The sequence below is a fragment of the Bradyrhizobium septentrionale genome (genome assembly GCF_011516645.4).
GTDB classification, from domain to species: Bacteria; Pseudomonadota; Alphaproteobacteria; order Rhizobiales; family Xanthobacteraceae; genus Bradyrhizobium; species Bradyrhizobium septentrionale.
The window spans coordinates 9,132,877-9,157,259 of sequence record NZ_CP088285.1 but is presented as its reverse complement, the minus strand read 5'-3'; the positions used below and the strand labels follow the sequence as shown (position 1 = coordinate 9,157,259).

Sequence of the window (24,383 nt, the reverse complement as noted above, 5' to 3'; positions counted from 1 at the left end):
GCTTGCGGGGGAGGTCGCATCGCATTGAAGATGCGATGCGGGTGGGGGCTCTCTCCACAATGTGACTCGCGGAGAGAGCCCCCACCCCAGCCCTCCCCCGCAAGCGGGAGAGGGAGCAGGTCGCCTTCGCGGCCGCTATTCAACCTAGGCTCATGCTGAGCTAGCCCGCCGGCATCTGCTTCTCGACCAGCCGCACCCAGTAGGACGCGCCGTGGCCGAGGATGTTGTCGTTGAACTTGTAGGCCGGGTGGTGGCACATCGGGCCGTCGCCCATGCCGAGGAACATGAACGCGCCGGGGCGCGCTTCCAGCATGAAGGCAAAATCCTCGGCGCCCATCACCGGCACCAGATTGTCATTGACGCGGTCGGCGCCGACCACATCGCGGGCGACCTCGGCGGCGACGCCGGCCTCGCGCGCGTGGTTCAGCGTCACCGGATACATCCGCCCATAGTCGGTCTCGGCCGATCCGCCATAGGCTTTGGCTATGCTGGAGGCGACCTCGCCGATCCGGCGCTCGACCAGATCGCGCACTCCCGGATCAAGCGTGCGCACGGTGCCGCCCAGCGTGACGGTCTCCGGGATCACGTTGAACGCGGTGCCGGCTTCGAACATCGTGATCGAGATGACGGCGGATTTCAGCGGATCGACATTGCGCGACACGATCGATTGCAGCGCATTGATGATCTGGGCGCCGATCAGCACGCTGTCGACCGCCTCGTGCGGGGCGGCGCCGGCGTGGCCGCCCTTGCCGTGCACGACGATTTTCAACGTGTCCGACGAGGCCAGCATCGGGCCCGGCGTGGTCGCGAAATAACCCTCGGGCAAGCCCGGCATGTTGTGCAGGCCATAGACCTCCTGGATGCCCCAGCGGGTCATCAGCCCGTCGTCGACCATCGCCTTGCCGCCGGCGCCGCCTTCCTCGGCGGGCTGGAAGATCACGATCGCGGTGCCGTCGAAATTGCGCGTCTCGGTGAGATATTTCGCGGCGCCCAAGAGCATCGCGGTGTGACCGTCATGGCCGCAGGCATGCATCTTGCCGGGAATCTTGGAGGCGTAGGCGACGCCCGAGGCTTCTGCGATCGGCAGCGCGTCCATGTCGGCGCGCAGCCCGATGGTCTTTCCAGAGGTGGACTTGCGGCCGCGGATCACGCCGACCACGCCGGTGCGCCCGATCCCCGTCACCACCTCGTCGCAGCCGAACTCGCGCAGTCTGTCGGCGACGATGCCGGCGGTGCGGTGGACCTCGTAGAGCAGTTCGGGGTTCTCGTGGAAGTCGTGGCGCCAGGCGGCCATTTCATCCGAGAGGGCGGCAACGCGATTGACGATGGGCATGGGGACCGTCCGTTTTCTTGTCATTCGTAGGGCGGGTCAGCGTAGCGTAACCCGCCGCTTTGTCACGGAAAAGCGACTGTCATTCCGGGGCGAAGCGCAGCATCGAACCCGGAATCTCGAGATCGGGGCACAAGATTCCGGGTTCACGCGCGGTGCGCGTGCCCCGGAATGACGGAGAAGGTCTTCAGCTCTCGCCGAACACCCGCTTGAAGATCGTGTCGACATGCTTGAGGTGATAGCCGAGGTCGAACTTCTCCTCGATCTCGGCATCGGTCATGTATTTCTTCACGTCCGCGTCCTGCTTCAGCAGCGTCTGGAAGTCGCCTTCGCCGCGCCACACCGGCATCGCGTTGCGCTGCACGAATTTGTAGGCGTCCTCGCGGCTGGCGCCCTTCTGGGTCAGCGCGATCAGGACGCGCTGCGAATGCACCAGGCCGCCGAGCCGGTCGAGGTTCTTCTGCATGTTCTGCGGATAGACCAGGAGCTTCTCGATCAGACCGGCGAGGCGAACCAGCGCGAAGTCGAGTGTCACGGTGGCATCGGGGCCCATCATGCGCTCGGCCGAGGAATGCGAGATATCGCGCTCGTGCCACAGTGCGACGTTCTCCAGGGCCGGCGTCACATAGGCGCGCACCATGCGCGACAGGCCGGAGAGATTTTCCGACAGCACCGGATTGCGCTTGTGCGGCATCGCCGAGGAGCCCTTCTGGCCTTCGGAGAAGAACTCTTCCGCTTCCAGCACCTCGGTGCGCTGCAAATGGCGCACCTCCACCGCGAGCCGCTCGACCGAGGCGGCGATCACGCCGAGGGTGGCAAAATACATCGCGTGGCGGTCGCGCGGGATGACTTGCGTCGAGACCGGCTCTGGCCGCAGCCCCATCGCTTTCGCGACGTGCTCTTCGACCCGCGGATCGATCTGGGCGAAGGTGCCGACCGCGCCGGAGATCGCGCAGGTCGAGATCTCGTCGCGCGCGGCGACCAGGCGGGCGCGGGCGCGTGCGAACTCGGCATGGGCATAGGCGAGCTTGAGGCCGAAGGTGACCGGCTCGGCATGGATGCCGTGGGAGCGGCCGATGGTCGGTGTCATCTTGTGCTCGAAGGCGCGCGTCTTCAGCGCCGCCAGCACCCGGTCGAGATCGGCGATCAAGAGGTCGGCGGCGCGCTTGAGCTGGACGTTGAGGCAGGTGTCGAGCACGTCGGAGGAGGTCATGCCCTGGTGCACGAAGCGGGCCTCGGGACCGACGATCTCGGCGAGATGGGTCAGGAAGGCGATGACGTCGTGCTTGGTCTCACGCTCGATCTCGTCGATCCGCTCGACGTTGAAGGTGGCGTCCTTGCCCTTGGCCCAGATCGTCCTGGCGGCTTCCTTGGGGATCACCCCGAGCTCGGCCAGCGCGTCGGCGGCATGCGCCTCGATCTCGAACCAGATCTTGAAACGCGTCTGCGGCTCCCAGATGGAAGCCATTTCCGGGCGGGTATAGCGGGGGATCATCGAAAACTCCGAAGCGGGGCGGGGTGCAAAGGCTGCTCCCGGCCGAATTGTTTTTTACGCCGTGCTTTAGCAAATCGGGCCGGGGGAGGCCACCCATTCGGGGCATTTGGAGGGGAAAACCGGCTGTTTCGGGAGGCAAAAGACCGGTTGAGCCCGGCTCCCCTTCACCTCGCCCCGCGTGCGGGGAGAGGTCGGAACGCATCGCAAGATGCGTTCCGGGTGAGGGGGAGTCTCCGCGAATCTCGCTGTTACCGAATCTGCGGAAACAGCCCCTCACCCCAGCTCTCTCCCCGCAAGAGCGGGGCGAGGGAGCGGTCCCGCTACAGGTTCGCCAGGCCGCATTCGACGGCCAGGCGGACCAGCTGGGCGTCGGTCCGCAGGCCGGTCTTGGCCTTGATCAGGTAGTGGTAGTTCTGCACGGTCTTGGTGCTGAGGTTGAGGTTGGCCGCGATCTGCTCCTTGGTGTTGCCGGCCGCGAGCTGGCGGAGGATCTCGATCTCCCGCTCGCCGAGCTGGTCGAGCGCCGATCTGGTCGGCACCAGGCTTTCCAGCGCGAGCACCCGGGCGACGTCGTCGCTCATGGCGGGCTCGCCGCGCGCCACCGAGCGGATCGCCGCGATCAGCTCGGCCGGCTCGCTGCCCTTGGTGACAAAGCCGCTGGCGCCGGCGCTGAACGCCGCCTTCACCTGGGCCGCCTCGCTGTGCATGCTGAAGACGAGGATGCGGGCATCAGCGTCGCGCGCGCGGATGTTGCGGATCGCTTCCAGCCCGCTCGCGCCCGGCATCGAGATGTCCATCACGACGACGTCGGGCGTGTGCGACTTGAACTCCCGGTAGGCATTGGCGGCGTTGTCGGCCTCGGCGACCACGCGGAAATCGTCCTGGTGCTCGAGCACGCGCCGGTAGCCCTGGCGGACGACGGGATGATCGTCGACCAAGAGGATCGAGATGCCCCGAGTCTTCAAGGTTGGGGTCTTCGCGGTCGTCATCTCAGGCGGCAAGCGGAATCGTGGCGGCGACGGAGAGGCCGCGGCGGGCGCGTGCGATCGACAGCGAACCGCCGAGCGCCGCGACGCGCTCGCTGACGCCGGTGAGGCCGAAGCCCGCCGACAGCGCCACCTTGGCGGCGTCGCCGCCGCCATCGTCCTCGACCCGCACCAACAGCGCGTTCTCGGCTCCGGTCCGCCGCTCGATCCGCAGCACGATCTCGCGCGCGTCGCTGTGGCGCAGCGCGTTGGTGAGGCACTCCTGCGCGACGCGATAGGCGGTGGCTGCGACCGTGCCGCTGATATCGGCAAGGTCGCCCTGCATATCGAGCTGGATCAGCGGCTGCGTCGCGGTGCGCGACCGCCAGCTGTCGACCAGATTGACCAGGCTTGCCTCCAGCCCAAGCTCCTCGGCCGGCGGATGGCGCAGCCGGTTCAGCGTATCGCGCAGGCAGGCCATGATGCGGCGCGTCGCCTGCGAGATCATCCGCGCGTCCTGCGCAATTTCGGTCCCGGCGGCGTATTTGTCCCCGGCGCTTGCCTCGATCGTGTTGGCGAAGGCGAGGATCGCGGTGAGGTTCTGGCCGAACTCGTCGTGCAGCTCGCGCGCCAGTGTGCGGCGTTCGTCGTTGCGGATTTCGAGCAGCCGCCGCGTCAGCACCGTGCGTTCCTCCTCGGCCTGCGCGAGGCGGTCGCCGAGATCGCCGACGGCGCGGCCGATCATCGCGAGATCCATCGAGCGGACGCGCGGCAGCGGGGTGCGGTACTCGCCGTCAGCCATGCGCCGCAGCGCTGACACGATCGCGTGGGCCGGCGCCAGCGTATGCGCGATGGCAAGCGAGGCGAGCAGCGCGATGGCGAGCGCCATCAGCAGCGCGACATGGATGTTGTCCAGGATGTGCTGCCAGGCGAGCGCGGTGGCGGCATCCGGATCGGAGGTCGCGCGGACGGTTCCCGCGGTCGCGGTGCGGGCGCTGATCGGCCGGTCGACGGTGGCGTGATCGCCGAGCACCATCTGCACTCCCGCCGCGAACCAGCGCGGCGGCGCGTTGCCGATGCCCTTGCTCTGGCCGCACAGCGGCTTCTCGAACGCGCCGGCCGGTTCGAATTGCACGCAGATCCCGGGCGCGATCAGGCCCATGGTTTCGATGGTGCGCCACTCCGGCGCCGGCAGCAATTGCTCGCGCATCCGGTTGCTGCGCAGCAGCAATTCGCGCCAGTACAGCGCCTCGAGCGCCTGCGAGACCCGCTCGGCGGACGCCGCGGTGGCGCGATCGACGCTGCGATAGGCGTCGATCGTGGCCCAGACGGTGGCGGCGCCGAGGCACAGCGCGACGATGACGAGCAGGCGGGCGACCAGTTGAAGCACGAGGCGCATGCGATCACTCCACGGCCGGAACATGATCCGGAAAAGCGTGAGCCGGTTTCCCTCGCGACAAACGCGGAACGCGTGTGCGCGGAGGTCGTGCTCAAACGAGAGAGCGATGCTAACAGCACCGGTATTCCCCGCCAATCGCAAGCATGCGAAGCTATGCAGGTCGGGAAATTTGCCCGACGAAACTTGGGCAGATGTCTTTGGACGGCACCGGCCGGCTCTGCTCTAACGGCAAATGAGGCCCTCGCAGAGCCTCATGGAACACAGGGAGCGAGCGCAGTATGGATGCCAAGGTCGAAGCTGTGGCCGCATCGGCCGGCCCGGAGGCGGCGGAGCGCAGCGTCCTGCTGCTCTGGATGATCTTCACCGGCCTTTCGGTGTTCGCCGCCTTCCTGCTGTGGCGCTACGGGCTGATCCGCCTGATGGTGTCGTCCGACCGCACCTACATTTCCAGCGTCATCGCCGTGCTCTACATCCTCACCTGCATCCATTGCTTCTGGCGGACGCGGGCAATTGCGCGGGAAGGCGAGGTGGCGCGCGGCTGCCGCGCGATCCTCGCGGCGCCCGATGGCGCCAGGGCGCTTGTGTCAGATACGCGCGGCCTGCCCGGTGGCCTCGTCACCGATCACATCAAGAGCCTGGTGCAGAAGGCCGAGGCCCAGGCCAAAGGCCGCATCGACCAGACCCTGCTGCTGCGGACGCTGGCCGACCGCCTGCGCGGTTCCAACGGCTTCGGCGCCTTTGTTTCCGACACGCTGATGAAGCTCGGCCTGCTCGGCACCATCATCGGATTCATCATCATGCTGGCGCCGATCGCCTCGCTCGATGCCGCCGACAAGGTCGCGATGAAATCCTCGATGGGCCTGATGAGCGACGGCATGGCGGTCGCGATGTACACGACGCTGGCCGGGCTGATCGGATCGATCCTGGTCCGGATCCAGTACTACATGCTCGATTCCGCGACCCAGCGGGTGTTTTCCGATGCCGTCGTGCTGACTGAGACGCACGTCACCCCGGCTTTGGAGCGTCGCCTTGGAACGCCGACATGATGGATGAGTTCGGCCTCTATCCGCGCGAGGAGCCGTTCGATCCGCTCGGCGTCATGCTGTTCAAGGCGCTGCAGGTGATCGCCTTCCTGTTCTTCCTGGCGCTGCTGGCGGTGTCGCCGGACTCCAAGGAAGGCAAGATCGAATCCAAGGCCGAGTTCATCATCACGATGGACTGGCCGGACAATCATCCTGACGATCTCGACCTGTTCGTGCAGGATCCGGCCGGCAACATCGCCTGGTACCGGCATCGCGAGGCCGGTTTCCTGACGCTCGACCGCGATGATCGCGGCGGCGCCAACGACTTCATCATCGTCAACGGCAAGAAGATCGCCTCGCCGATCCGCGAGGAGATCGTCACGCTGCGCGGCATCGTCGCTGGCGAATACACCGTCAACATCTCGCATTTCGTGGCGACGACCGGCGAGCCGGTGCAGGCCAATGTCAAGGTGCAGAAGCTCAATCCGACCGCGCAGGTGATCTTCGACGACAAGCTAACAGTCGATCACACCGGCGACGAGAAGACCGCGGTGCGGTTTCGTCTCGATGCCGAAGGCAAGGTGATCAACGTCGACCGGCGGCCGAAATCGTTGCTCGAGACCTTCCGCAGCAGCTGGCGCAACGGCGCCGATGTCGATCCGAAAACCGGCGTCAGGGAGATCCGCCGTGAATAGCCTGCAGTCGATCGTCCTCACGCTTGCGGTCGCCTATGCGGTGATCGGCGCGCTGCTCTTGATCGTGCTGGTCTATGCGCGGCTGCACTGGTCGCTGAAGGCGTTCGTCATCGTCGTGACCAGCGCGTTCTATTTCGTCAGCTTCGGCGGCATGCGCGGCCTGCTCGGCTGGGCGTCCGCGGAAAGATTGCCGGCAAACTTCAAGCTGCTGTATTCGCGGATCGTGGAGCCGCATTCGCTGGAAAGCGACCCGGGCTCGATCTATCTCTGGGTCGAGGAGCTCGACGAGGACAACCGGCCGAGCGCGGTGCCGCGCGCCTTCCGCGTTCCCTACAGCGACGCCTTGGCCGAGCAGACCCACACCGCCGAGAACGAGATCAAGGCCGGGCATCCGCAGGGCGGACGTGCGGCCGATTTCGGCGGTGGCGACGGCACCATCATGGACCTCGTCAGGGAGTACATCACGCCGAAGACGATCCTCGAGACCACAGGCGGCGATTCCACGACGGGCACCTTCGTGCCCCCGCCGGCGGGCGCGCAGGGGGCGGTCTTTACGCCGCTGCCGCCGCCCCGGATGCCCCCCAAGGACGAGCAGCAATAGGGGACGCGCACCATTCAGAGGAGTGGCACAAAAATAGGGATCGCCAATAATCAGTCAGCGGGGTGGACAGTAATCATCCGGAATTCCTCAACTCCCTGAACCGTGTAGTCTGTGGACAACCGGGGCTAGATTTTATCCCGAAGCCATTTTTCCCGGCAAAGGGGCCGCTGCGTGAAGCGGCCCCTTTCGATTCCTGCCCCAGATCCGACCCCAAGTCCGCCCCGCATGTCCCGCAGCAGGCGCGTTCCGTGCATAGCTGTCATCCTCAGGATAGTGTCTGACAGATATTGAAATCTGTCAGCGGGATGGTGTATATAATCAACAGCCCAAGGGAGGAGGGCGCCTAGTGGTTGTTCCGGCGTTTGGCCGGGAGAGCCGGACGTAATTTGACTACCTCGAAGGACTACCTCCATGACGATAGAAATCTTTCAATTGACCGCCCAGATTCAACAGTGGCTCAATCTTCGCGTCGCCCGCCACTTGGCCGCCCAGGCCGCCAAGTTCAGCCGCGGCCAGGACAGCGATAACCAGACGGTAAACGCATGAACGAGGCGGTGGTTTTGACACCCGAGCGGATCCTCGAAGCAACCGAGGATGTTTTGAGGCGCTTCGGGCTCGCCAAGGCCACCGTTGTCGACGTTGCCCGTGCGCTGGATGTCAGCCACGGCAGCGTCTACCGTCATTTCCCCAGCAAAGCCTCGCTCCGCGACGCGGTCGCCAAACGCTGGCTCGACCGCGCCAACGAACCCCTCTGCAAGCTGGCGGCCGCCTCGGGCCCGGCGCCGGAGCGGCTGGAGCAGTGGCTGCGGACCATGTTTGCGATCAAGCAGAAGAAGGTCTGCGACGATCCCGAGATGTTCGCGACCTATCTCGCGCTGGCCCAGGAGGCGCGCGAGGTGGTCGAGGCCTATAAGGACAAGCAGGTCGATCTGGTCGCGAAAATCCTGTCCGACGGCGTTTCGCAAGGCGTGTTCGAGATCGACAACGTCAAGGCAACCGCGCGTGCCGTGTTCGACGCCACCGTCCGCTACCATCACCCGGCGCATGCCGAGGAATGGGCCAAGCCGGAATGCCCGTCGCGGATCGACGCCCTGATCAGCTTGCTGATGAAGGGGCTTCAGGCCTGCAAGCACTAGCCAGCGCTTCTTCCCATATCCCCTGAACGTCCGATGCCTTCGGCCCGATTGCGAGCCCGGGGCCGCATGTGCTTGATGTCGGACGAGGACCACGATGCGGCTTGCACTGTTTGCCGATGTTCATGCCAACCGGCAGGCCTTCGCCGCCTGTCTCGACGCTGCGCGTGCGCGCGGCGCCGAGCGGCTGATCTGCCTCGGCGATATCGTCGGCTACGGTGCCGATCCCGAATGGGCCGTCGATACGGTGATGGACCTCGCGGCCCGCGGCGCGATCGCGGTGCGCGGCAATCATGACAATGCGATCGGTGTGCCGAGCGACAGCATGAATGCCGATGCGCAGGCCGCCATCGACTGGACCCGCGAGCGGCTCAGCGCCCCCCAGAAGGCCTTCCTGGCCGGCCTGCCGATCAGCCGCGAGGAGGACAACCGGCTCTACGTGCATTCGGAGGCGTCCGATCCGGCGAAGTGGCGCTATGTCCGCGACACGTCGGACGCCGCGCGCAGCATGATGGCGACCGAGCTGCAGATCACGTTCTGCGGCCACATCCATCGTCCCGGGCTCTACTCGATGTCGTCGACCGCGAAGATGACGAGCTTCGTTCCGACCGCGGGCGTCCCGGTGCAATTGCTGACCGGGCGGCGCTGGCTTGCGGTGCTCGGCTCGGTCGGCCAGCCGCGCGATGGCGATCCCGCGGCGTCGTTTGCGATGTTCGACACCGCAAGCCGCGAGATCACCTATCTGCGGGTGCCCTACGACGTCGCGACCGCCGCAGCGCGGATCAAGGCGAGTGGCCTGCCGCACTGGCTGGCCGACCGTCTGCCGATCGGCCGGTGACTGACATGGCGGCGCTGACGATGCGGCCGGGCGCCGAGATCGATGGCTTCACCATCGGCGATCGGGTGCACCGCGGCGGCATGGCGACGCTGTGGAGCGTCACCCATCCCGGCATCACCGTGCCGCTCCTGATGAAGGTGCCGCTCACCTCGGAGGGCGAGGATCCGGCCGCGATCGTCAGCTTCGAGATGGAGCAGATGATCCTGCCGCGGCTGTCCGGGCTGCACGTGCCGGCCTGTTTCGGCACCGGCGACTTCGAGCGCCAGGCCTTTGTGGTGATGGAGCGCATTCCAGGCCAGACGCTCTACAAGCGGCTCGGCGATCTGCCGCTGCCCTATGACGAGGCGAGGGTGATCGGCGGCAAGGTCGCCAGCGCGCTCGCCAGCCTGCACCGGCAGAACGTCATCCATCACGACATCAAGCCGAGCAGCATCATGTTCCGCGAGCGCGGAGAGGCGGTGCTGATCGATTTCGGTCTCTCGCATCACAACCATCTGCCCGACTTGCTGCAGGAGGAGTTTCGGCTGCCTTACGGCACCGCGCCCTACATGGCGCCGGAGCGTCTGCTCGGGGTGCGCGACGATCCACGCAGCGACCTGTTTTCGCTCGGCGTGCTGCTCTATTTCTTTACCACCGGCGTCCGCCCGTTCGGCGAGACCGAGACCCTGCGCGGGATGCGCCGGCGGCTGTGGCGCGATCCGTATCCGCCGCGCGAACTGAGGCCCGATTATCCGCCGTGGCTGCAGGAGATCGTGCTGCGGTGTCTCGAGATCGACCCGGCCGCGCGCTATCCGACCGCGGCGCAGCTTGCCTTCGATCTCGGCCACCCCGAGCAGGTCAAGTTGACGGCGCGGGCGCAGCGGCTCAACCGCGATCCACTTAGCACGGTCTGGCGCCGCCGCTTCAATCTCGGTGCGGCGCCGCCGCAGCCGAAGTCCGATGTCGCGGCGCAACTCGCCTCGAGCCCGATCGTTGCCGTCGCGCTCGATCTCGGCGAGGGCGCCGAGACGCTGAATGACACCATCCGGATCACTGCCGAGCGGGTGCTGTCGACGTCGCCGTCGGCGCGGCTCGCCTGCGTCAACGTGCTGAAGCTCAATCGGCTGGCGATCGATCGCACCCATGACGAGCAGGGCCAGAACAAGCACATCGACCGCCTGGTGGCGCTGCAGCACTGGGCGCGGCCGTTCAGGCTGGAGGAGAGCCGGCTGACCGTGCATGTGTTGGAGGCGATCGATCCGGCGGCGGCGATCCTGGAATTCGCCGATGTCAATCTGGTCGATCACATCATCATCGGCGCGCGGCAGACCTCGATGCGGCGCGCGCTGCTCGGCAGCGTCTCCGCCAAGGTCGCCGCGGAAGCGCCGTGCACGGTAACGGTGGTGCGGCCGTCGCGGCTGGCGCCGGCGACGGATGCGGGCGACGACGCGGCGGATGCCGCGGTCACGCCGCCCGCGTTGTTCTAATCGGCTGCCGCCAATATCTCATCGTCATGGCCGGGCTTGTCCCGGCCATCCACGTCTTTCTTCGTCGAGAAACCAAGACGTGGATGCCCGGGACAAGCCCGGGCATGACGAGTCTGTGGGACGACCGATCGGATCAGGCGCTCCGAACCTGCGGAGTGATCCTGCTTGCCGCGGCTAGATCGCTTCGCCGCGCGCCTCGGCGGCGGCGTTGCGGATCGCGGCGATGTTGGTCTTGTAGGCCTCGACCGTGCCGCCCTTGAACACCGCGGAGCCCGCGACAAAGGCGTTGGCGCCTGCGGCGGCAAGCTGGCCCGCGACGTCGGGCGCAACGCCGCCATCGACCTCGATGTCGATCGGCCGGCCGGCCGTCATTGCCCTGACGTCAGAGATCTTGCCGATCGCCGAGCGGATGAAGGCCTGGCCACCGAAGCCGGGATTGACCGACATGACCAGCACGAGGTCGATCAGGTCGAGCACATATTCGATCGCGCTCGGCGGCGTGCCCGGATTGAGCGAGACGCCGGCCTTCTTGCCGAGCGCGCGGATCGCCTGCAGCGAGCGATGCAGATGTGGGCCGGCCTCGGCATGGACGGTGATGTGATCGCAGCCCGCCTTGGCGAAGGCTTCGAGATAGGGGTCGCAGGGCGAGATCATCAGATGGGCGTCGAAGATCTTCTTGGTGTGCGGCCGCATCGCCTTGATGACGTCGGGGCCATACGAGATGTTCGGCACAAAGTGGCCGTCCATCACGTCGAGATGGATCCAGTCGGCGCCGGCCTGGTCGACGGCACGGACCTCCTCGCCGAGCTTTGAGAAATCCGACGCCAGGATCGACGGCGCGATAACGAGGGGACGCGGGGTGAATGACTGAGTCATAGCGCAGTTCCGAAAGACTTCAGGGGGCGACGGGTGATCCCGCCTAACATGCGGACGCGTGGCGGGCAATGCGAGCGGACGGCGCTCGGAGACCGGAAAAATCTGCCCCTGGCGGCAGCTCTTGCCGGGTGCGCGGAACCCGCATCGGTGCGCCAAGGCCTGGTTTTATTGGGTTTTTGCCATGGCACACCCCTTGCTGAGCCACTGACAAGCGTTTGAGCCGCGGGGCCGCGGCCTTGTTGGAGTATTGCCATGCTATTTGCGTTAGGCGCTGCGTCGTCCGCCATCGATCTTCTCAGCTCGCTGATGTCGTCGAAGTCGACGGCGCAGACGGGCAGCTCCAGTTCGGGAAGTCCGTCGACCGGCCTGTTCGCGCCCGCGACCAGCACCTCGACGTCGACCAGCACGAGCACCAGCGCTGGATCGGGCTCTGGCTCGACGCAGATTTCGGCGGAGACAATGAGCGCACTACTCGCCGCGCAGAGCCAATCGCAGACCACGTCCTCCACCAGCACGACCCCGACCAGCCGGTCGGACGCGCTGCAGGACCTGTTCTCGCAGATCGACGCCGACGGCAACGGCCAGATCACCCAGTCCGAATTCGAGAATGCGCTCGGCGCCGGCGGCACCAACACCGCACAGGCCGACGACGTGTTCGCCAAGCTCGATGCCAATGGCGACGGCAGCGTCAGCCTCGACGAGATGTCGCAGGCGCTGCAGGGCCACAAGGGCGGCGGCCATCATCACCATCACGCCGCCGGCGGCGCGACCGATGGGTCCGGCTCCAGCAGCGGATCGAGCTCCGATCCCTTGATGCAGGCGCTCGACGGCGCAACCTCGACCTCGGTGACCAACAGCGACGGCTCGACCACCACCACGATGACCTATGCCGACGGCTCGAAGGTGTCGATGACATCGCCGGCGGCGGCCTCCACCACCAGCAGCACGACCTCGTCCTCCGCCAGCAGCAGCGCGACCTCGTCCTACAATTTCATCGAGCAGCTGATCCAGCGCCAGGCGCAGGCGATCTCCGCGCAGGCTTCCTCGAGCGTGTCGGTCAGCGCGTAAGGTGGATTTGCTAGTAGCCGTCATTGCGAGGAGCGCAGCGACGAAGCAATCCATATCTCGGCAAGCGGCGCTGTGGATTGCTTCGCTTCGCTCGCAATGACGATGATAGGGCTGCGCGAACGAATCTCTTATGGCTAACCAAACCTGTCCCGCCAGCTCGGCAGCGCGCCGGGGAAGGGCAGGGCGGTCGCCGAATGGACGCCGCGGGCGATCGCGCGCGCCACCGTGTTGGCCGCGATCGCACCGAGCTTGGTCAGCCCGAACAGCGGATCGATCGGCTTGGCGCCGGTCGCGGCGGCAAACACCACATCGCCATCGAGCGGAGCGTGCACCGGATAGATCGCGCGCGCCATGCCGGTCTGCGCGATCATCGCAAGGCGCCGCGCCTGCGGCTTGGTCAGCTGCGCATCGGTCACGACCACGACCAGCGTGGTGTTCTCGGCAGCGGTGGCGTCCGCGCCGCCCTTGAGCCGCACCTTCAGCATGTCCTGCGTGAACGACGGCGGCAGGCCGCGGCCGCCGAACTCGCTATCGACCTCGAACGGCGCCGCCCAGAACCACGGGCCGCCGCCGACCGTCACGCTGCCGACCGCGTTGACCACCGCGAGCGCCGCGACCTTGACGCCGTCGTCGGTCACGTCAGACGCCGAGCCGAGGCCGCCTTTCAAATTGGCGGTGGTCGCGCCCATGCCGGCGCCGACGCTGCCGAGCTCGAAGGTGTCAGAGGCGGCATTCGCAGCCGCATAGCCGAGGTCGCGATAGGGCGGAAAGCGCCCCCACGCCTTATTGCCGCCGTTGAGCAGATCGAAGCAGATCGCGCCGGGCACGATCGGGATCACCGCGTCGCGGACGCGAAAGCCGCGGCCGCGCTCGGCGAGCCAGGCCTGCACGCCGCCTGCGGCATCGAGCCCGAGCGCGGAGCCGCCCGACAGCGTGATGGCGTCGATCGCCTCGACGACGTTATGGGGGGAAAGGAGGGCGTCCTCGCGGGTGCCGGGACCGCCGCCGCGGACATCGATCGAGGCGACAGCCGGCCGCTCGAACAGAATGGCGGTGACGCCGGAAGCGATCACCGTGTCGTCGGCATGGCCGACGCTGACGCCGGCAATATCGGTGAGAAGGTTTTTCACGATTGCGTCCGTCCGCCTGCTGTCCGATCGATCCGGTATAGCAGCCGCCGCGGATGCATCAACCGCGTCGGTGCACGCGCTAGCGGCGACTTGCGGTAAGACTTGCAGGCCTCAGGTCAAAAAAACGCCCCGGCGAACCGGGGCGTTGTTCTCGGATTCAGATTAGATGCGAGCGGCTCAGGAGCCCTTCGGATTGATCTCGGTGTAATTGCCCTTGGCGTCCCACTTGTAGACGACGTAGTCGATCGCCTTGATGTCGCCCTTGGCGTCGAAGGCCATCTTGCCGAGCACGGTGTCCCACTCGCCGGCCTTGATGGTCTCCATCACCTTCTTGGCGTCGGTGGTCTTGGCCTTGGCCGCAGCCTGGGTCCAGACCTGCATCGCCGCGTAGGTGTAGAGCGTGTAGCCTTCGGGATCGATGTTCTTGGCCTTGAACTTCTCGACGATCGCCTTCGCGGTCGGCTTGTTGCGCGGGTCGGGACCGAAGGTGAACAGCGTGCCTTCAGCGGCCGGGCCGGCGATCGAGGCGAACTCCTTGTCGTTCATGGCGTCGCCCGCCATCAGCACCGCCTGCAGGCCCTGGTCACGCATCTGGCGCAGGATCAGGCCGGCTTCCTGATGGTAGCCGCCGACATAGACCAGATCGATGCTCTCCTTCTTCAGGCGCGAGACGATCGCGTTGAAGTCCTTGTCGCCCTTGTTGTAGGACTCGTTGACCTTCTCGGTGATGCCGGCCTTGTTGAGCGCCTTCTTGGTCTCGTCGGCGAGGCCTTTGCCGTAGGTGGTCTTGTCGTTCAGGATCGCGATGTTCTTGCCCTTGTAGGCCTTCGCGATGTAGTCGGCGGCGACGAGGCCCTGCTGGTCGTCACGGCCGCAGACCCGCGCCACGTTCCAGAGCTTGCGCTCGGTGAACAGCGGGTTGGTCGAGGCCGGGGTGATTTGCAGCACGTTGGCGTCGGCATAGGCCTCGGAGGCCGGGATCGAGGACGACGAGCAGAAATGGCCGGCCACGAACGGGATCTTCGAGGAGCCGATCTTTTCCGCGATCGAGCGCGCCTGCTTCGGATCGCAGGCGTCGTCATTGGATTCCAGCGCGAGCTTCTTGCCGAGCACGCCGCCGGCGGCGTTGATGTCGGCGACTGCCTGTTCGGCGCCGTTCTTCATCTGCCGGCCGAAAGCGGATTCGGAGCCCGTCATCGGGCCCGCGACGGCGATCGTGATGTCTTGCGCGAACGCGCTCGCCGATAATGCGAACGAAGCGCCCAATGCCAGGCCGATCAGCTTCAGTGATTTCATGAGACGTCCCTCGTGGTCATTGCCTCTAGCGGAAGGGCCCGGCACGCCGGGCCCCAAAACCGCGGGCATTCTCGGCTGATTTCGCGGCGAAGTCACCGGCAATTTTCAGGCAAATCGACGCTGCATCCGCCGCATCTTGCTGCTCGGGGCGGCGCTAGCCGCGGCGGCCGCCTTCCAGATAGGCGGCGCGGATTTCCGGGCGCTGCAGCAATTCGGCGCCGGTTCCGGCCAGCGTGATCAGGCCGTTGACCATGACATAGCCGCGATGGGCGAGCTTCAGCGCATGGTTGGCGTTCTGCTCGACGATCAGGACGGTGAGGCCGTCCTGCCGGTTCAGCGTGCGGATGGCGTCGAAGATTTGCCGCGCGATCAGCGGCGCGAGCCCCAGCGAAGGCTCATCCAGCATCAACAGCCGCGGCCGGCTCATCAAGGCGCGGCCGATCGCCAGCATCTGCTGCTCGCCGCCCGACAGCGTGCCGCCGCGCTGCGCGACGCGCTCCTTCAGCCGCGGAAATAGCGCAAACACGCGCTCCAGCCCGCTCGCGCGTTCGGCGTCGCTGCATTCGGTGGCATCGGCGCCCATCTGCAGGTTTTCCGCGACGCTCATGCGCGGAAAGATTCGCCGGCCCTCGGGCGATTGCGCGATGCGCAGCCGCGCGATCTCGTGGGTCGGCACGCCGGTGATGTCATTGCCGTCGAATTCGATCCGGCCGGCGCGGGCGCGCGGCCGGCCGAAGATCGTCATCATCAGCGTCGACTTGCCGGCGCCATTGGCGCCGATCAGGGCAACGATCTCGCCGGCATTGATCTCGATGTCGACGCCCTTCAGCGCCTCGATCCTGCCGTAAGCCGCACGCACGCCGCGCACCGCGAGGAGAGGGGTGGTTGCCGATACTGCGCTCACGTGCCGCTCTCCATCACGGCGATCGCCTCTTCCTCGTCGGCGCCGAGATAGGCGGCGATCACCTTGGGGTCGTCGCGCACGGCCTGCGGCGTGCCCTCGGCGATCTTGACGCCATAGTCCATGACCACGACGTGATCGGAGATCTCCATCACCACCGACATGTCGTGCTCGATCAGCAGGATCGAGGTGCCCTGTTCGTTGCGGATCGACAGCAGGAGCTCGTTGAGCCCGCCGCTCTCGCGCGCGTTCAACCCCGCCGCCGGCTCGTCGAGGCAGAGCAGCGCAGGCTCGGTGCACATCGCGCGCGCGATCTCGAGCCGCCGCTGGTCGCCATAGGGCAAATTGCCCGCGGCATCGTCGGCGCGGTCGAGCAGGCCGACGCGCTCGAGCCAGGTCCGCGCCAGTTCGATGGCGCGCTGCTCGGCCTCGCGCCAGGATGGCAGACCGAGCAGGCCGAGCAGGGTCAGGCCCGAGGCGCGCATCAGCGCGTTGTGCTGGGCGACCATCAGATTTTCCAGCGCGGTCATGCCGGGAAACAACCGGATGTTCTGGAACGTGCGGGCCACCTTGGCCTGCTTGGAGATGCGGAAATCGTTCAGCCGCTCGAGCTGGATGCTGCGGCCGTCGTCGTGGGTGAGGCGGATTGTGCCGCCGCTCGGCCGGTAGAAACCGGTGATGCAGTTGAAGACGGTGGTCTTGCCGGCGCCGTTCGGCCCGATCAGCGCGGTGATCTTGCGCCGCTCGGCCGCGAAGGAGAGTTCGTTGACCGCGACGATGCCGCCGAAGCGCATCATCAGGCGGTCGACGCTGAGGATGTGGTCGGCGCTCATCCGTGGCCCTCCTTGACGAGGTCGGACGAGATCGCCTGGTTGCGTTCCAGGAACACGGTCGGCGCGCGATGGCCGATCAGCCCACGCGGCCGCCAGATCATCAACACCACCATGGCCATGCCGAACACCAGCATGCGGTATTGATCGAAGCCGCGGAACAGTTCGAAGCCGCCGATCATGGTCAGCGCGGCGAGCGCGACGCCGAGCTGCGAGCCCATGCCGCCGAGCACGACGATCGCCAGCACCAGCGCCGATTCCTGGAAGGTGAAGGATTCCGGACTGATGAAGCCCTGCCGCGTGGCGAAGAACGCGCCGGCGAGGCCGCCGAACATCGCTCCCGTCGCGAACGCCGTCAGCTTGGTGGTCGTGGTGTTGATGCCGAGCGCGCGGCAGGCGACCTCGTCCTCGCGCAGCGCCTCCCAGGCGCGGCCGATCGGCAGCCGCCGCAGCCGGATCGTCACCCAGTTGGTGAGCAGCGCCATCGCCAGGATCAGATAGAACAGGAAGACGAGGCGGTGGGTCGGCGAAAACTCGATGCCGAGCCTGGCGGCGAGCCCATCATCGCCCGGCGTCAGCGGAATGCCGAACATGGTCGGGCGCGGAATCCCCGAGACGCCGTTGGGGCCGCCGGTCAGGCTCTGCCAGTTGATGATGACGAGGCGGATGATCTCGCCGAAGGCGAGCGTCACGATCGCGAGATAGTCGCCGCGCAGCCGCAGCACCGGGAAGCCGAGCAGCACGCCCCAGAACGCCGCCAGGATACCGGCGAGCGGCAGGCAGACCCAGAACGACAATCCGAAATTGGTGGCCAGCAGGGCGTAGGAATAGGCGCCGACCGCATAGAAGGCGACATAGCCGAGGTCGAGCAGTCCGGCGAGGCCGACCACGACGTTCAATCCCCATCCCAGCATCACATAGGTCAGGACCAGGATCGAAAGGTCGAGAATGTAGCGCTGGTTGTAGAAGATGACCGGCACGAGGAAGGCGAACACCAGCAGCGCGGGGGCGAGCCATCGTCCGGCGAACGACATCGCTGATTGCACCGGTTTCGGCACGATGCGGTCCTTGTCGATCGGCCCCCACCATTGCCGCAGCAGCTCGACGATGATGCTGCCGCCGAATACGGTGCCGACCATGGCGGCGAGGTCGCCGAACCGCGTCCAGTAGATCAGGCCGCCTTGCGGTCCGGCCTCGGTGCGCACGCCGATCATCAGCGAGAACAGCACCAGCGCGACGGCGGCGCTGATCAGGGCTTTCTTGAGAATGAAGGCGCCGCCCGAGGGCTGCGCGGCGGGCGATGGGCGGGCTGAGGTCGCGCTCACGAAGTGCCTGTCAGACTTTTTCGACTTCGGGACGGCCAAGCAGGCCGGTCGGCATGAAGATCAGCACCACGATCAGGATCGAGAACGCGGCGACGTCCTTGTACTCCACGGAGAAATAGGCCGACCACATCGTCTCGATCAGGCCGATCGCGAGCCCGCCGAGCATCGCGCCCGGCAGCGAGCCGATACCGCCGAGCACCGCGGCGGTGAACGCCTTGATGCCGGCGACGAAGCCCATGAAGAAATCGACCAGGCCGTAATACAGCAGGTACATCATGCCGGCGACGGCGGCGAGCGCGGCGCCGATCACGAAGGTCATCGAGATGGTGCGGTCGACGTCGACGCCGAGCAGCGCGGCCATGGTCTGGTCCTGCTCGCAGGCGCGCATGTCGCGTCCGAGCCGGGTGCGCGACACCAGCCAGGTGAACAGCGCAAGCACCACGATGGTGGCGAGCACGACCATGATCTGGACGTTGGAGAGCTGCACGGCAAATCCCGCCGGGCCTTCATGCAGCGTGTAGCCGCCGGTGATGATCGGCGGCACCGGCTTCACCCGCGCGCCCTGCGACACCTGCGAGAAGTTGGTCAGCACGAACGACATGCCGATTGCCGACAGCATCGGCGCCAGGCGGAACGAATGCCGCAAGGGACGATAGGCGATGCGCTCGATGGTCCAGCCATAGAGCGCGGTGATCGCCATCGAGACCAGCAGCACGATCAGCAGGATGAGGGGGATCGCGGTGAGGCCGAGCGACACCAGCACCAGGAAGGAGATCAGCGCGATGAAGCCGCCGATCATGAAGATGTCGCCGTGGGCGAAGTTGATCATGCCGACGATGCCGTAGACCATCGTGTAGCCGATGGCGATCAGGCCGTAGATCGAACCGAGCACGAGGCCGTTGATCAGTTGCTGGGCGAAATAATCCATGCGCTGCCGTTAGAGCCTGTTCGGTTGAGAACCGAGCGGGCTCTCGTGTTGATTTGGACGCGTTTTCTTCACGCGAACCGGTTCCCACTTCGCTCGAAAACGCTACGTCGAGGGTGACGCGGCGAGGCCCCCGGCAGCCTGATCCGTCGCGTCGTGTCATTTTCTAACAGTGGAACCCCGGCGGCGGCAACAGTGCTGGCTGCCGCCGAAAGGGCTTGTACATAACTACTTCGGCGGGTGCGGTTCCGATGTCACAGGGCCGACACGCCGTTGCCCTGCAATGATCACGCCGGAACCCGTGTTCCCCGCGCAACTGCGTCACTGACGGTCTCGCGAGCGGAAGGGCGGGGCCCTTTTTTCCGCGCCGTTTTGGCACGGCCTTGGCCGTCCCCAAGCAATCCCCAGCCCAGTTAAGGTAAACAAAGGGTTTAAATTGCCGCCGGCAATTGATCGGCGTTACCTCGCAGGCTGAACCGTCGCCATTCTGATAAGGCGTCGGAACCACGGGAAGCGGCAATGTCGAGTAACTGGCGGATCAGCTCCTTCAACGGCGCGCTGCTTGCGGCCTATTTCATTCCGGTCTGGACCATCATCGCCTTCACCATCATGGTGTCGCCGATCCACGGCCTCTATGAGCGGCCGAGCGTGTCGATCGCGCTGTATGCGAGCGACCATCTGCACCTTGCCAAGATGGCGACGGTGCGGCTCGCATGGCTGCTGGCGCTGGCACGGATCACCGTGGTGGCGTTCTTCGCGGTGTTCCTCGCGATGGCCGCCTTTGCGCCGTTCCGCAAGAGCCGCGGCAGCGGCAGCGACGAGGCGCTTGCGGTGGCGCTCTGCCTCGGCAGCGTGCTGAGCTTCGCCAGCATGATGATGGCATCCAAAGTCGGCGAGATCGAAGCGCTGCGCACGCATGCCGCGGAGCTCTTGATGCTGCTCGGCACCGCGATCGTGATGCTGTTCGAGACCTCGCCGAAGCGAACTGCCGAGGCGCCCGCCACCGAGGCGAGCGCGCCGGCGAGCGAGCTATCCCTTCAGCAGCCCTAGTTCGGCAATGATCGCGCCGGCTTCCTTGACGGCGTGATTGGCCGCGGGCACGCCGCAATAGATCGCCTGCTGCAGCAGGATCTCCTTGATGTCTTCAGGGGTGAAGCCGCCTTCGCTGAGGGCCGCGCGCACATGCAGGCGGAATTCGTCCCACTGGCCGAGCGCGACCATGGTGCCGATCACCAGCACCCGCCGCGTGCGATGATCGAAATGCGGCCGGGTCCAGATGTCGCCCCACGCATAGCGGGTGATCAGGTCCTGGAAGTCGGTGTTGAAGGCGTTGCGATTTGTGATCGACTTGTCGACCCATTCATTGCCCAGCACCTTGCGGCGCTGCGTCATGCCGTCGTCGCGGCGTTGATTGTCGTCCATTGATGTCTCCTCCCGTCATTGCGAGGAGCGAAGCGACGAAGCAATCCATGCCTAGGCAAGCGGTGACATGGATTGCTTCGCTTCGCTCGCAATGACGATCTTTGTTGTCACCGTTGCGTCAGGAAGCCGACCACGGCTTCGGTGAAGGCGTGCGATTGTTCGACATTGGAGATGTGCGCGGCATCGAGCAGCGTCATGCTGGCGCCGGGAATGCCGCTGCGGATCATTTCGCCGGCCGACACCGGCGTCGCCATGTCCTGCTTTCCTGCGATCACCAGGGTCGGGCTCTTGATCCCAGGCAGCAGCGCGCGCTGGTCGAGCGTCGACAGCGCCTCGCAGCAGGCGAGATAGCCTTCGACCGGCGAGGCTATCAGCATCGCCTTCATGCGTGCGGTGGTCTCCGGCTCGCGCTCGCGGAAGTCAGCGGTCAGCCAGCCCGCGATCACGGTGTCGGCGACGGCGGCGATGCCGCCTTCCTTCACCGCCTTGATGCGGTTCAGCCAGTTGGTCGGATCGGGATAGTAGCAGGCGGTGTTGGCGAGGATGATCTTGCCGAATCTCTCAGGCGCGTTGGCGCCGAGCCATTGCCCGACCATGCCGCCCATCGACAGCCCGCACCAATGCACCTTGTCGATGTTGAGGTCGTCGAGGATATCAAGCACGTCGCGGCCGAAGCGCTCCATGGAGTAGGGGCCCGCCGGCACGCCGGATTTGCCGTGACCCCTGCGGTCGTAGCGGATGACGCGGAACATCTGCGTCAGCGCCGGCATCTGCGGCTCCCACATCTGCAGCGTGCAGCCAAGCGAGTTCGACAGCATCAGGGTCGGTCCGCCGTCGCGGCCGTCTACCTGGACGTTGAGCAGGCACCCGTCGGCGTTGATCATAGGCATCGATTTTTCCCCTCGTCATGCGCGGACTTGATCCGCGCATCCATCTGCGATGATGGATTGCCGGGTCAAGCCCGGCAATGACATCCGTGCTAATTTTCGTCCAGCGTCGCAAGCAATCGGTCGATCAGCGCTTGTGAGGCGCCCTGATAGGCCCTCGGCTCGAACAGTTCTGCGATTCGCCTGGCGTCGAGATGCGCGGTGATCTTTGCATCTGATGACAGCACGTCGCGCAGATGCTTGTTCTCGGCGACCGCTTTCTTGCTGGCGGCCTCGATCAGATGATGGGCGTCGCTCTTGCCGATCGTCTCGGCCAGCGCCATCGCGACCGCCTCCGCCATAATCAGCCCGCCGGTCGTCTCCAGATTGGAGCGCATCCGCGCCGCATCGACCTCGAGCCCCTCGGCGAGATCGACTATCGCGGCGAGCGCGCCTGACGTCACCAGCATCAGGCTAGGCAATGTCGGCCATTCCGCATGCCACGGGCCGGCGCTGCGCTCGTGATCCTGTACCTGCGCGGCAAAGATCGTGGCGGCGAGGTTCGGCGCCATGGTCGCGGCGCCCAGCGCACTGGCGGCGGCGACCGGATTGCGCTTGTGCGGCATGGTGGAAGAGCCGCCGCGGCCGGCGCCGGCCGGCTCGAACGCCTCGCCGACATCGGTTTGCATCATCAGCGAGACGTCGCGTGCGATCTTGCCGCAGCTGCCGGCGAGGATGGCAAACACCGACGCAGCCTCCGCGATGCGGTCGCGATGGGTATGCCAGGGCGCATCCGGCAACGGCAGGTCCAACTCCTTGGCAAGCTGCGTGGCGACTGCGAGGCCCCTGTTGCCGAGTGCGGCGAGCGTGCCGGCGGCGCCGCCGAATTGCAGCGCCAGCGTCTCGCGGCGCAGCCGTTGCAGCCGCTTGCGGGAGCGATGCAGGGCCGCGGCATATTCGGCGAGTTTTAGTCCGAACGGCATCGGCAGCGCGTGCTGCAACCAGGTCCGTGCCACCACCGCAGTATTGCGATGGGCGCGCGCCAGGGTGGCAAACCCGGCAACGGCGCGGTTGAGGTCGGCGAGCAGCGCATCGATCCCGGCACGCAAGCTCAGCATCGTCGCGGTGTCGATGACGTCCTGGCTGGTCGCGCCCCAATGCACATAGCGCGAAGCCTCGGCATCCGCCTTGGCGACGTTGGCGGTCAGGGCCTTCACGAGCGGGATCGCCAGATTGCCCGACCGCGTCGCGGCGTCCGCCAGCGCGGCCAGGTCGAATGATTCGGCCTTGCAGGCGGCGGCGATCGGGCCGGCGGCAGCGGCAGGAATCACCCCGCAGGCCACCTCGGCGCGGGCCAGCGCGGCCTCGAAATCCAGCATGTTCTGCAGGGTGGCGGCATCGTCGCACACCGCGCGCATCGCGGCGCTCGACAGCATCGGCGCAAGCAGGGGGGAGAGGGCTGTGCTCATGGCGCGCGACCTAACCACTGTCGCGCGCTCCTGCCAATGCCCCGCCGCTGCCGCCATTTTCGACAGCGCCGATCGCGCGATTTTGTGAACGGCGGACGCGTCTTGCTGCAGTTGCGAATATGCATCGCTCATCCTCCCAAGGTGCCCTTTCCTTTGCGCCCCGGCTGCTTTACTTGGGGGAAAAGGTTTCTCACGATCGAGGAGGTCCCCCATGGCCATGACAATGACCAGCGAAGTCCAGCTTGCGGCGCCGCGCCAGGCTGTGTGGGACAAGCTCAACGATCCCGAGGTGCTGAAGGCCTGCATTCCCGGCTGCGAAGAGCTGGAGAAGACCGACGAGGGCGGCTTCCGCGCCACCGCCAAGATGAAGGTCGGCCCGGTCTCCGCCCGCTTCAAGGGCAAGGTCACATTGAGCGATCTCGACCCGCCGAACGGCTACAAGATTTCGGGCGAAGGCGAGGGCGGGGTCGCCGGCTTCGCCAAGGGCGGCGCCACCGTCGGCCTTGCCGACAAGGATGGCGGCACGCTGCTGAGCTACAACGTGGAAGCGCAGATCGGCGGCAAGCTCGCCCAGCTCGGCCAGCGCCTGATCAACGGCGCCGCCAAGAAGCTGGCCGATGAATTTTTTGCAAATTTCGCCAAGGCGGTGCAGGGTTAGCTCTGCTCACGGGCCGGATCGTCCAGGCCCCGCCATGCTCTGGATGGGTGGCTCGAAAGGTTGCCCATCGCGGGGCGCACCCATATTATGCCGTCTGGAATGATTTTAAACCGCCTGCTTCGCCGATATGCGGTGGCGCAGATAAGAGAGTGCTGATGGCCAAGATTTCAATGATCGTGAACGGCAACCCCGTGAACGCGAATGTCGACCCCCGTACCCTTCTGGTCCAGTTTCTCCGCGAAAATCTGCGGCTGACCGGCACGCATGTCGGCTGCGACACCTCGCAGTGCGGCGCCTGTGTCGTGCATCTGGACGGCAAGGCGGTGAAGTCCTGCACGACGCTTGCGGTGATGGCCGACGGTCATGAGGTCAAGACCATCGAGGGGCTGGCGGCCGACGGTGCGCCGCTGCATCCGATGCAGGAGGCCTTTCGCGAGCATCACGGCCTGCAGTGCGGCTTCTGCACGCCGGGCATGATCATGACCGCGGTCGACCTGGTCCATCGCAAGGGCCACGAGCTCACCGACGAGGTGATCCGCGAGGAGCTGGAAGGCAATCTGTGCCGCTGCACCGGCTACCAGAACATCGTCGCTTCGATCGCCGCCGGCGCCAAGGCGATGGCCAAATCGGACCTCGCCTAATCAGCAATTCGTCGCGGCAAGCGATCAGGACA

At 66.1% G+C, this 24,383-nt stretch carries 25 protein-coding genes; 11 read left to right on the top strand and 14 right to left on the bottom strand.

Annotated elements, in window-relative coordinates; all coding sequences use genetic code 11:
• Positions 1-160: 160 nt before the first annotated feature.
• The 4 genes from HAP48_RS46045 to HAP48_RS46030 form a co-directional block, all read right to left on the bottom strand.
• Entirely contained in the window at positions 161-1,333 is a 1,173-nt protein-coding gene (locus HAP48_RS46045; RefSeq protein WP_166206903.1) for a M20 aminoacylase family protein, read from the bottom strand.
• Between the two features lie 184 nt (positions 1,334-1,517).
• Positions 1,518-2,825: an adenylosuccinate lyase gene (gene purB / locus HAP48_RS46040; RefSeq protein ID WP_166206900.1), complete on the bottom strand. Its 1,308-nt coding sequence runs from the start codon at positions 2,823-2,825 to the stop codon at positions 1,518-1,520.
• A gap of 320 nt (positions 2,826-3,145) precedes the next feature.
• On the bottom strand, positions 3,146-3,814 hold the full coding sequence (locus HAP48_RS46035; protein ID WP_166206897.1) for a response regulator: 669 nt from the start codon (positions 3,812-3,814) through the stop codon (positions 3,146-3,148).
• A gap of 1 nt (position 3,815) precedes the next feature.
• A complete protein-coding gene (locus tag HAP48_RS46030; RefSeq protein WP_166206894.1) occupies positions 3,816-5,189 on the bottom strand; it encodes a sensor histidine kinase in 1,374 nt (457 codons plus the stop codon).
• Between the two features lie 278 nt (positions 5,190-5,467).
• On the opposite strand from HAP48_RS46030, the gene HAP48_RS46025 reads away from it, so the two are divergent.
• The 7 genes from HAP48_RS46025 (at position 5,468) to HAP48_RS46000 (ending at position 10,944) form a co-directional block, all read left to right on the top strand.
• Positions 5,468-6,235: a MotA/TolQ/ExbB proton channel family protein gene (locus HAP48_RS46025; RefSeq protein ID WP_166206891.1), complete on the top strand. Its 768-nt coding sequence runs from the start codon at positions 5,468-5,470 to the stop codon at positions 6,233-6,235.
• Positions 6,232-6,906, top strand: a complete 675-nt coding sequence (locus tag HAP48_RS46020; protein ID WP_166206888.1) for a hypothetical protein — start codon at positions 6,232-6,234, stop codon at positions 6,904-6,906. The genes HAP48_RS46025 and HAP48_RS46020 overlap by 4 nt, the downstream gene beginning before the upstream one ends.
• Positions 6,899-7,507, top strand: coding sequence for a hypothetical protein (locus tag HAP48_RS46015; protein WP_166206885.1), 609 nt, complete (start codon positions 6,899-6,901; stop codon positions 7,505-7,507). Before HAP48_RS46020 ends, HAP48_RS46015 begins: the two co-directional genes overlap by 8 nt.
• A 411-nt stretch (positions 7,508-7,918) precedes the next feature.
• On the top strand, positions 7,919-8,053 hold the full coding sequence (locus tag HAP48_RS50315) for a hypothetical protein (RefSeq protein WP_256375171.1): 135 nt from the start codon (positions 7,919-7,921) through the stop codon (positions 8,051-8,053).
• Positions 8,050-8,643, top strand: a complete 594-nt coding sequence (locus HAP48_RS46010) for a TetR/AcrR family transcriptional regulator (RefSeq protein WP_166206882.1) — start codon at positions 8,050-8,052, stop codon at positions 8,641-8,643. Before HAP48_RS50315 ends, HAP48_RS46010 begins: the two co-directional genes overlap by 4 nt.
• 94 nt (positions 8,644-8,737) lie before the next feature.
• Complete coding sequence (locus HAP48_RS46005) at positions 8,738-9,478, top strand: metallophosphoesterase family protein (RefSeq protein ID WP_166206879.1); 741 nt, start codon at positions 8,738-8,740, stop codon at positions 9,476-9,478.
• Positions 9,479-9,483: 5 nt separating this feature from the next.
• A complete protein-coding gene (locus HAP48_RS46000) occupies positions 9,484-10,944 on the top strand; it encodes a serine/threonine protein kinase (RefSeq protein WP_166215776.1) in 1,461 nt (486 codons plus the stop codon).
• Between the two features lie 174 nt (positions 10,945-11,118).
• Here HAP48_RS46000 and rpe read toward each other — a convergent pair whose 3' ends face one another.
• The gene (gene rpe / locus HAP48_RS45995; RefSeq protein WP_166206876.1) at positions 11,119-11,820 is read right to left on the bottom strand and encodes a ribulose-phosphate 3-epimerase; all 702 of its coding nucleotides are present in this window, start codon (positions 11,818-11,820) and stop codon (positions 11,119-11,121) included.
• Between the two features lie 252 nt (positions 11,821-12,072).
• Here rpe and HAP48_RS45990 point away from each other — a divergent pair, with 252 nt between their 5' ends.
• Complete coding sequence (locus tag HAP48_RS45990; RefSeq protein WP_166206872.1) at positions 12,073-12,888, top strand: EF-hand domain-containing protein; 816 nt, start codon at positions 12,073-12,075, stop codon at positions 12,886-12,888.
• Between the two features lie 134 nt (positions 12,889-13,022).
• Here the strand turns inward: HAP48_RS45990 and HAP48_RS45985 are convergent, their stop codons facing one another.
• From HAP48_RS45985 to HAP48_RS45960, 6 genes are all read right to left on the bottom strand, one after another.
• Complete coding sequence (locus tag HAP48_RS45985; RefSeq protein ID WP_166206868.1) at positions 13,023-14,018, bottom strand: P1 family peptidase; 996 nt, start codon at positions 14,016-14,018, stop codon at positions 13,023-13,025.
• A gap of 177 nt (positions 14,019-14,195) precedes the next feature.
• Positions 14,196-15,314, bottom strand: a complete 1,119-nt coding sequence (locus HAP48_RS45980) for a branched-chain amino acid ABC transporter substrate-binding protein (RefSeq protein ID WP_166206865.1) — start codon at positions 15,312-15,314, stop codon at positions 14,196-14,198.
• 154 nt (positions 15,315-15,468) lie between these two features.
• Positions 15,469-16,218, bottom strand: coding sequence for an ABC transporter ATP-binding protein (locus tag HAP48_RS45975; protein ID WP_166206862.1), 750 nt, complete (start codon positions 16,216-16,218; stop codon positions 15,469-15,471).
• A complete protein-coding gene (locus HAP48_RS45970) occupies positions 16,215-17,048 on the bottom strand; it encodes an ABC transporter ATP-binding protein (RefSeq protein ID WP_166206859.1) in 834 nt (277 codons plus the stop codon). Before HAP48_RS45970 ends, HAP48_RS45975 begins: the two co-directional genes overlap by 4 nt.
• Positions 17,045-18,370: a high-affinity branched-chain amino acid ABC transporter permease LivM gene (livM, locus tag HAP48_RS45965; protein WP_166206856.1), complete on the bottom strand. Its 1,326-nt coding sequence runs from the start codon at positions 18,368-18,370 to the stop codon at positions 17,045-17,047. Before livM ends, HAP48_RS45970 begins: the two co-directional genes overlap by 4 nt.
• A 10-nt stretch (positions 18,371-18,380) precedes the next feature.
• Positions 18,381-19,298, bottom strand: coding sequence for an ABC transporter permease subunit (locus HAP48_RS45960; RefSeq protein ID WP_166206853.1), 918 nt, complete (start codon positions 19,296-19,298; stop codon positions 18,381-18,383).
• A 516-nt stretch (positions 19,299-19,814) separates the two neighbouring features.
• On the opposite strand from HAP48_RS45960, the gene HAP48_RS45955 reads away from it, so the two are divergent.
• Positions 19,815-20,345: a hypothetical protein gene (locus tag HAP48_RS45955; RefSeq protein ID WP_166206850.1), complete on the top strand. Its 531-nt coding sequence runs from the start codon at positions 19,815-19,817 to the stop codon at positions 20,343-20,345.
• Here the strand turns inward: HAP48_RS45955 and HAP48_RS45950 are convergent.
• The 3 genes from HAP48_RS45950 to HAP48_RS45940 all read right to left on the bottom strand — a co-directional run bounded on the left by HAP48_RS45950 (position 20,325) and on the right by HAP48_RS45940 (position 23,052).
• Positions 20,325-20,717: a carboxymuconolactone decarboxylase family protein gene (locus tag HAP48_RS45950; RefSeq protein ID WP_166206847.1), complete on the bottom strand. Its 393-nt coding sequence runs from the start codon at positions 20,715-20,717 to the stop codon at positions 20,325-20,327. The genes HAP48_RS45955 and HAP48_RS45950 overlap by 21 nt on opposite strands.
• A 107-nt stretch (positions 20,718-20,824) precedes the next feature.
• Positions 20,825-21,607, bottom strand: a complete 783-nt coding sequence (gene pcaD, locus HAP48_RS45945; protein ID WP_166206844.1) for a 3-oxoadipate enol-lactonase — start codon at positions 21,605-21,607, stop codon at positions 20,825-20,827.
• Positions 21,608-21,696: 89 nt separating this feature from the next.
• Positions 21,697-23,052, bottom strand: a complete 1,356-nt coding sequence (locus HAP48_RS45940) for a 3-carboxy-cis,cis-muconate cycloisomerase (RefSeq protein WP_166206841.1) — start codon at positions 23,050-23,052, stop codon at positions 21,697-21,699.
• A 211-nt stretch (positions 23,053-23,263) separates the two neighbouring features.
• Here HAP48_RS45940 and HAP48_RS45935 point away from each other — a divergent pair, with 211 nt between their 5' ends.
• Both HAP48_RS45935 and HAP48_RS45930 read left to right on the top strand, forming a co-directional pair.
• Positions 23,264-23,710 (top strand): SRPBCC family protein, encoded by a 447-nt coding sequence (locus tag HAP48_RS45935; protein WP_166206838.1) that lies wholly within the window; start codon positions 23,264-23,266, stop codon positions 23,708-23,710.
• Between the two features lie 155 nt (positions 23,711-23,865).
• Complete coding sequence (locus HAP48_RS45930) at positions 23,866-24,351, top strand: (2Fe-2S)-binding protein (RefSeq protein WP_163160166.1); 486 nt, start codon at positions 23,866-23,868, stop codon at positions 24,349-24,351.
• Positions 24,352-24,383 lie beyond the last annotated feature (32 nt).

Bases quoted from the DNA above. Each gene is read 5' to 3' on its own strand.
- HAP48_RS46045 (WP_166206903.1), bottom strand. From the start codon at position 1,333: ATGCCCATCGTCAATCGCGTTGCCGCCCTCTCGGATGAAATGGCCGCC.
- purB (WP_166206900.1), bottom strand. From the start codon at position 2,825: ATGATCCCCCGCTATACCCGCCCGGAAATGGCTTCCATCTGGGAGCCG.
- HAP48_RS46035 (WP_166206897.1), bottom strand. From the start codon at position 3,814: ATGACGACCGCGAAGACCCCAACCTTGAAGACTCGGGGCATCTCGATC.
- HAP48_RS46030 (WP_166206894.1), bottom strand. From the start codon at position 5,189: ATGCGCCTCGTGCTTCAACTGGTCGCCCGCCTGCTCGTCATCGTCGCG.
- HAP48_RS46025 (WP_166206891.1), top strand. From the start codon at position 5,468: ATGGATGCCAAGGTCGAAGCTGTGGCCGCATCGGCCGGCCCGGAGGCG.
- HAP48_RS46020 (WP_166206888.1), top strand. From the start codon at position 6,232: ATGATGGATGAGTTCGGCCTCTATCCGCGCGAGGAGCCGTTCGATCCG.
- HAP48_RS50315 (WP_256375171.1), top strand. From the start codon at position 7,919: ATGACGATAGAAATCTTTCAATTGACCGCCCAGATTCAACAGTGGCTC.
- HAP48_RS46010 (WP_166206882.1), top strand. From the start codon at position 8,050: ATGAACGAGGCGGTGGTTTTGACACCCGAGCGGATCCTCGAAGCAACC.
- HAP48_RS46005 (WP_166206879.1), top strand. From the start codon at position 8,738: ATGCGGCTTGCACTGTTTGCCGATGTTCATGCCAACCGGCAGGCCTTC.
- HAP48_RS46000 (WP_166215776.1), top strand. From the start codon at position 9,484: ATGGCGGCGCTGACGATGCGGCCGGGCGCCGAGATCGATGGCTTCACC.
- rpe (WP_166206876.1), bottom strand. From the start codon at position 11,820: ATGACTCAGTCATTCACCCCGCGTCCCCTCGTTATCGCGCCGTCGATC.
- HAP48_RS45990 (WP_166206872.1), top strand. From the start codon at position 12,073: ATGCTATTTGCGTTAGGCGCTGCGTCGTCCGCCATCGATCTTCTCAGC.
- HAP48_RS45980 (WP_166206865.1), bottom strand. From the start codon at position 15,314: ATGAAATCACTGAAGCTGATCGGCCTGGCATTGGGCGCTTCGTTCGCA.
- HAP48_RS45970 (WP_166206859.1), bottom strand. From the start codon at position 17,048: ATGAGCGCCGACCACATCCTCAGCGTCGACCGCCTGATGATGCGCTTC.
- HAP48_RS45960 (WP_166206853.1), bottom strand. From the start codon at position 19,298: ATGGATTATTTCGCCCAGCAACTGATCAACGGCCTCGTGCTCGGTTCG.
- HAP48_RS45955 (WP_166206850.1), top strand. From the start codon at position 19,815: ATGTCGAGTAACTGGCGGATCAGCTCCTTCAACGGCGCGCTGCTTGCG.
- HAP48_RS45950 (WP_166206847.1), bottom strand. From the start codon at position 20,717: ATGGACGACAATCAACGCCGCGACGACGGCATGACGCAGCGCCGCAAG.
- pcaD (WP_166206844.1), bottom strand. From the start codon at position 21,607: ATGCCTATGATCAACGCCGACGGGTGCCTGCTCAACGTCCAGGTAGAC.
- HAP48_RS45940 (WP_166206841.1), bottom strand. From the start codon at position 23,052: ATGAGCACAGCCCTCTCCCCCCTGCTTGCGCCGATGCTGTCGAGCGCC.
- HAP48_RS45935 (WP_166206838.1), top strand. From the start codon at position 23,264: ATGGCCATGACAATGACCAGCGAAGTCCAGCTTGCGGCGCCGCGCCAG.
- HAP48_RS45930 (WP_163160166.1), top strand. From the start codon at position 23,866: ATGGCCAAGATTTCAATGATCGTGAACGGCAACCCCGTGAACGCGAAT.